Here is a 6,759-nt window from a genome sequence, read left to right as displayed (position 1 = left end):
CCCTGCTGCAGGGCCTTGGCTTCTCGAATGTCGCCATTCGTGTCGGAGACGGGTCTCGCGGTTGGCTCGAGCACGCCCCATTCGACAAGATCCTGGTTAGCGTAGCCGCTGAGCGGACGCCGCCGGCTTTGCTGGAGCAGCTCAAGCCAGGGGGACGTCTGGTTCTGCCTTTGGTGTCTGAAGACGTACAGTTTCTGACTGTTATCGACAAGGATGTGGCAGGGCAACTCAAGACTCGGAAGCTCATCCCCGTTCGGTTCAGCCGGCTCGAAACCGTCTAATGAGGACCGCGCAACTGGCGCAAGCGCGCTTTTCCGACCGTCAACCGGATACCAGCCTTTCGCATTTCTTCGCCCGTGGTGAACGCCAAGAAACGATCCGTCTCGGCCAGCGGCGACAGGCAAGTGATCGGGCGCCAGGGTGTGACATGGCGGATCGATTGCAAACTTTCTGGTTACCGGCCCTGTGGCAAAGAACGCTCGACCATTTTCGGAGGGGTGCTTTGCCATTCGCCGGTGACGCTGTGATTGCTGCGCGGCGGAAGCCGAACGCGCTAAAGCGAAATGGTCTACTGATACCGAGTAGGCGTTGAGACACTCGCCAAAACCATTCTCACCTAACCACCTGATATTTATGTTGAAACTGGCGCACCCGACAGGATTCGAACCTGTGACCTCTGCCTTCGGAGGGCAAAGCAGCACCGTTCGATAGAATGCGAGGTTGCTCGCAGCAGTACGAGAACTGCATGAAATCGTTGACATAATCCAGCATCATGGGCACACTCTCCCACGACGCAATTCGCTGTCTCGCTCGATTTTTTGGTGAGTTTTTGGTGAGTTTTGGGAGGAGCCATGGCGAAGCTAACGAAGACGGTGGTCGATGCAGCGTTGCCGCGGGAGAGGCAGTACACGGTATGGTGCAGCGACCTGAAAGGGTTTGGCGTCTTCGTCCAGCCGAGCGGGAGTCGAACCTATTTCGTGGACTATCGCAATTCCTCGGGCGTCCGTCGTCGGATGACGATCGGCCGCCACGGTACGATCACCACTGAGCAAGCGCGGAAGCTGGCTATCACAAACCTTGGCGAGACGCTCAAAGGGGAAGATCCAGCAGAGGAACGAAACTCAAAACGTACGTCACTTACGGTGAAAGAGCTGTGCGATCGCTACTTAGACGCGACCGAAAGAGGTCTGATTCTAGGAAAGGCAAACAGACCGAAGAAGTCCAGCACGCTGTATACCGATCGTGGACGAATCCGCCGCCACATAGTGCCGTTGCTCGGCGCGAAGCGGGTCCGAGATTTGCGGTCGGCTGATATCAATCGCTTTATCCGCGATGTGGCGAGCGGCAAGACGGCGGTCGTGGAGAAGACTGGCAAGAAGCGGGGTAAGTCGATCGTCAGAGGAGGCCTTGGCACGGCCGCGCGGACAGCGGGCTTGCTCGGCGGCATCCTCTCGTTTGCGATTTCCGAAGGGATCATTGAGTTGCATCCAGCCGAAGGCGTGAGGCGACCAGCGGACAAGCACCGTCAACGTCGTCTGACCGAGGAGGAGTATCGCCAACTCGGCGCTGCTCTTGCAGGTCTTCAGGTGGACGGAGAACTCGAACAAGCTTTGCATGGGGCGTGGCTTCTTGCTCTGACCGGATGCCGTCTCGGCGAGGTCGTGAAGCTCAAATGGAGTGAAGTTGATCAAGGTGCCGGATGCTTTCGTCTTGAGGACAGCAAAGAAGGCGCATCGATCCGACCCATCGGCAAGGCTGCGTTTGAAATCATCGCGGTTGTGAAACGAGACGTAGACTGCAGGTTCGTGTTGCGGCCCGCCAGGAATGGTGAGGCGTTCGGCGGAATGCCTAAGGGTTGGCTGCGGATTGCGAAGCGTGCAAAGCTTGAAGGTGTCACGCCCCATACTTTGCGGCATTCCTTCGCTTCCGTAGCCGGGGACCTTGGTTATTCGGAGCCGACCATCGCGGCTATGCTTGGCCACTCTTCGAGCACTATCACGAGCCGCTATGTCCATCACCTCGACGCTGTCTTGATTGCAGCCGCCGATAATGTCGCCAGCGAGATACATCGCTTTATGGTCGGTCCGAAGGCCGCACCGCCAAGTGACAGGCGGGCGCAGGAGAGTGTTCTCTGAGCATTGGCGGGCCAGCACCGGAAGCTATGACTGCCGAACAGGCGAAGACGGCGCCGCTACTGGCGGCCGGTGGACGAAGCGCTTTCGGAAATGAGTTCGGTTCAATTCAGACCACCCGCACAAAGGATGGTCCTTTTAGCAACGTAGTACTCGCCATACCCTCCGGCACAAGATAACGACAAATATCACCTTCCAGCGCGACGCGGTTAGGACTAAGCTGGTCCAAAGCTGGGGGGTAGCGGCATGCTAAATTGGGCATGGTTTCATCACCGATACCGGTCGGAAGGCAATTCAGAACAACAAAAACCCGACGCCGTTACGAAACGGGGCGTGACGCGTCGCTCGGTCCTACTCGGATCTTTTGCCGCGCCGTTGGCACTGAATGAAGAACTTCGAGATTTGCTCTCGCCGGACCGATTAAGTTTCAAATGGAACGGACGGTCCCTGTCGATCTGCTCCCGGTCAAATATTCTTTGGCAAATGGACGTCGCGCTTTTCAGCGGGAACCCCAGTCTGCACGTTGAAATGGGAGACCAACGCGTCCGAGCGCATCTGAGAAACGCGATCTTGGCGGGCACCGACCTCCGCTTCGATGCGCTATGCGATTTCAAGCAAGTGGCGGGACGGTGGCAGAGTCGTTTCGAGTTCCCTTGGCTCAAATGTAGTTTCGTTGGCGATCTGCAAGATTGGCTAGACAGTGGCTTGACTTCTGCCGCGTCGGGCGAGGCTATAGAATTCCAAACGGCGAGCGGCCCAATTCAAATCAAGCGTCCGCTCAAGATTGCCTTTTTCCCAGATTGGACTTTTGAGGCGAACGGCTTGTCAAATTTCGACGTTGACCGAAGCAATGGGCTGAAGTCAAACGCCGTACGGTTTGGTCCAGTTGCGGGAGATGCACTGCGTCTACTCGAACGCAGGAGCCTGCCAGGTGCGCGATTTATCTTCGTCCGTCAGGACATGGCATGGCCGCTTAAGGACGTGCTTTTAAGGGCGATGGGAGGACTCGTTGAATGCGGGGAGCATTCTTTCGACGCGGCTCAGCTTGAGACGTCAGTCGACGATAGAGGACGGCTGGTATCAGGACTCCTAGTCACCTCCGATCGCGCAGACGCATGCGTGACGGTCCAGCCGTCAGGGACTCTCCGCGACTCGGCGGGGGAAATCTTTAGACTAAAACTGTGCCGGCCAGCACTCGCAATTGGAACGCAGGATGACAAGCAGGTTAGTTCCCTGCTTGCCGCGTTTCACCCCGACGTAGCGTGGCTTGCAGGTGATGAGGTCCTTGTCGGGGTGGGCGGGCGCAACCCCGATCGCGAATTTGAGTTGTCGGTCGCCAACGGAAAGGTGGTTGGATTTTCGTGTGCGCCGTCGATCATTAAGACATGGGCTCCGATAGAAGGCGCAGCGGCCGAAATTAGGGAGGTTCGACGCGGCAACCTTTCGTTCCACCTGGAGGCAGTGAAATCCAGCGGTTCATCCTTGGAGGAAGCTGACTGTTCGCACTGCACAGATGACGGCGTCCGCCTCGTTGATTTTTCGATCTCCGTGCGCAGACCGGAGGACCTGCTGGTCCTCGGCTATGACTTCGTCAATCTGCGGATCGAGCGACACAATAGCCAGGCTGAACTTCGCCAAGTGAATACTATCGGGCCGTCCTTCGTCATTATTACATTCCCACCACAGCACATAGCGGAGGAAGCATTCTACGAAAAGGACACGGAATGTGGACCGGGTGCGAGTCCCGTTGATCCTCCTCCGATCAGGTCGCGGATTGCTGGCGAAAGCCGATTGGTGTTTCGGATACCGCCAACGGTTCGCAGTATTCCATTCACCATGGAGGGCCTCCTGGATTGGAGAGATTGGCTGCTCGAGCGCGTTCCAGCCGCCCGTCACACAAATGGTATCGCGGAGCCAGAATGGAATCGCACGGCAATCGAGGTTCCGTATAGATTGCATCTGAGCGTCGACGGAGAGGCGACATGGGATCACGCCGCAAGCCCCGTCGTTCATCACGGGCGCACCGAGCTATGGCACACGCGGCTGGGCATACCAAATCGAGCACGCCAGATATTGCGATATGGTGATCCACGCAGCCGTCTTGTCGCGGTTTGGTCGCCGGACTTCGGCAAAGTGGACGCAAACACTGATCCCGCAGTAGCTCGTTTGCCTTTTCGTACCTCGCTGACGAGGATCGACAGGCATGAGATTGTAAGACTGACCCACGATTCCACCGTCTGCGCCGAGCCGGCAAAGGCGGACCTGTTGATGCTGTCTTCCTACGGTGCGTGGTTGAGGGTGGAGGGAATATGGCCGCAAGCGCCGGGTCGGTCATTTACGACCCTTGAGAAGTGGGAGCAATCCATCACGATGGGTCGCGACCAGCGGGCCAAGATTGTACGGCGGGCATATTTGTATCCATTTGGTCACCAAGTGACGCTTGTTACAGAGACCGTCCGCAAGCCCGAAACGTTTCCGTTCGGAAATAACAACGAAGAAATCTACACAGCATATCTTCGGCAACACACGTTCGTAGCAATCAAGGAACGGGAACGGCGCTTCCCAGATCCTACGGAAAATCCTTTGCTTCCGTTTCGCGTTATTACGATCCTTGACGATCGTACTCCGAATTTGGACGATCCGGATGAGGTCGGTGGTGGGGGAATCGCGACCTGGAAGAGTAAAGCATTCTGGCCAACTGTCTGCGGCCGCCACCACGAATTTCGAGTTCGGACCATCGATTGGGCGGGCAACGTGCAAGAGTTTACTGCCCCGTTAGTAGTCGTGGCAGCAGCCGAACAGGATGACGGTGGGCAGCCCCAGATCGTGAAGATCCTCGCCGACGTATGGCCGGCCTACGACGCCGCAGCAACCGAGAGATACCGGCAAGCAAGCGGCCAGACCCTCGCTGTAGGACGCAGCCGTCAGAAAGGCGACACCGAACTTGAAACTCTGACGATCGCCCTCAATGGTGAATTGCTGCCATATACCGCACCAGGCAATCCCACCAGTTGCATACCCTACGAGGGCGGTGGTCGTCCGCCGCCATTCCGGCCACGTATTGATGAAATTGAGGCGCGTGTACCCGCGATTAACAAATTGGCACCGGGCGGCAGCGGGACCGCTTGGTTCCGTCCGGTTGATCCTGAAGAAATCGGCAATACCGCAGAACTTTTCGCAGCGATCAGCAGATCCACGAAGCCCCAAGCGAATTTTCACGATGCCACAGACCGCTCCGGTGGCATTGTGGCGCCGACGCCAAATATCGATGCACTGTCTCGCCTCTACGGCGCGGTGAATGCGGCAATTATCCCCGCTGGGAACCTACCGTCAGCAATGGCAACTGCCGGATTGCCGAGCTTCGACCCACTGAGTTTCTTTGATCCAAATGCAACCGTTCTCAGCATTCCTTTAGGGCAGATCGTATCGGCGATGCGTCTCGGATTTGGTGCTGAAGTTCCTGCCACCGTTTCGTTATTGACCGAGGGGGGTGAGGTTCCAGCGCAGATCAGCTACTATCTTAATTGGGAAACCCGGTCACTGAAAAATTGGCCGGAGGCCGATCCAATTTTTGAGGTACGAGACGGAACACGCCTTACTATACAAGGCGGCGGCTACGCGTGGCTGACCGACGGTGTCGAACCGAAGTTCTCAATGCATGGTGCGCTTGAGGCATTCAAGGTTAACGTAGTCTACGGTGGCATAGGGTTTGTCGTTCATTTTCGAAGCGTGACATTTACATCCGGCACCGGTCAAAAAACCGCGTTCGATATCGATATTGAGACAGTTGATTTTAAAGGAGCAATTCTTGAGTTCGTAAATACCTTGCGCTCATTCCTTAGCTTTTTGGACGGGGACAACGCTCTCGGTTTGAAGGTGGATGTGCAGCCCGACGGAGTAACCATCTCCGTACCACCTCTGACAATCCCGCCTCTACAGATGGGAGCGTTCAGCCTTGAACAACTTCTAATTACAAACTCGTGCAGGCTATCGTTTCACAAGCAGCCGATTATATTTCGTTTTGATTTCTCTACGTGCGATGCGCCGTGTATCGTAGGTATCGGAGTACTTGCAGGTACTTGTTTCTTCGCCATCGAGGTGGACGCACAAAGAATCCGCGCGATAGAAGCCGCTATCGAATTCGGTGCCTACAAGTCACTAAATTTCGGCGGTGTCGCACAGGGCACCGTCTACGTATTGGGGGGCGTTTGCTATAAGTCCAGAAGCGTTACGGCAGCCGGTCGCCCGGATTCCAGTGAAATTCTTTTTAGTGCGTACGTGCGGGCGGGCGGATGCGTAACGGCTTTAGGCTTCATCTCGATTTCAATAGAGATATTGGTCTCCCTTAATGCACGTAGCAGTGGCGGCGAGACATCGATGTGGGGGACAACCAGTTGTTCCTACAGCGTGAAGATAGGATTCTTTCGTCGCGAATTCACTGTCACGTACACGCAACAATTCCAAGGCTCCAGTACGGCACACGATGCGAAAACGATAATGAGCGTCACCAGCGAGTCAAACGCGCATCGGGAAACACAAAGGGCGAATGGCTCGTTGCTATCCGGTCAGGTCAGTTTCGCAGATTGGAAAGAATACTCACAGGCATTTGCAGCCTAGGGGGTGGGAA

The 6,759-nt window shown here is 56.2% G+C and carries 2 protein-coding genes, 1 tRNA gene and 1 pseudogene; 3 read left to right on the top strand and 1 reads right to left on the bottom strand.

Features of this window, described 5'->3' with window-relative positions; translation table 11 throughout:
• A pseudogene (locus X744_RS141710) lies at positions 1-281 on the top strand (protein-L-isoaspartate O-methyltransferase); the annotation flags it as partial.
• A 362-nt stretch (positions 282-643) separates the two neighbouring features.
• Here the strand turns inward: X744_RS141710 and X744_RS141715 are convergent.
• Positions 644-728 (bottom strand) — tRNA-Arg (locus X744_RS141715).
• Between the two features lie 123 nt (positions 729-851).
• On the opposite strand from X744_RS141715, the gene X744_RS141720 reads away from it, so the two are divergent.
• On the top strand, positions 852-2,135 hold the full coding sequence (locus X744_RS141720; protein WP_023762733.1) for a site-specific integrase: 1,284 nt from the start codon (positions 852-854) through the stop codon (positions 2,133-2,135).
• A gap of 243 nt (positions 2,136-2,378) precedes the next feature.
• Positions 2,379-6,749, top strand: coding sequence for a hypothetical protein (locus X744_RS141725; protein WP_156938644.1), 4,371 nt, complete (start codon positions 2,379-2,381; stop codon positions 6,747-6,749).
• Positions 6,750-6,759: the final 10 nt, after the last annotated feature.

Source organism: Mesorhizobium sp. LNHC252B00 (genome assembly GCF_000502955.1).
In the GTDB taxonomy this organism is placed as follows: domain Bacteria; phylum Pseudomonadota; class Alphaproteobacteria; order Rhizobiales; family Rhizobiaceae; genus Mesorhizobium.
This window is presented reverse-complemented; position numbering and strand designations above follow the sequence as displayed.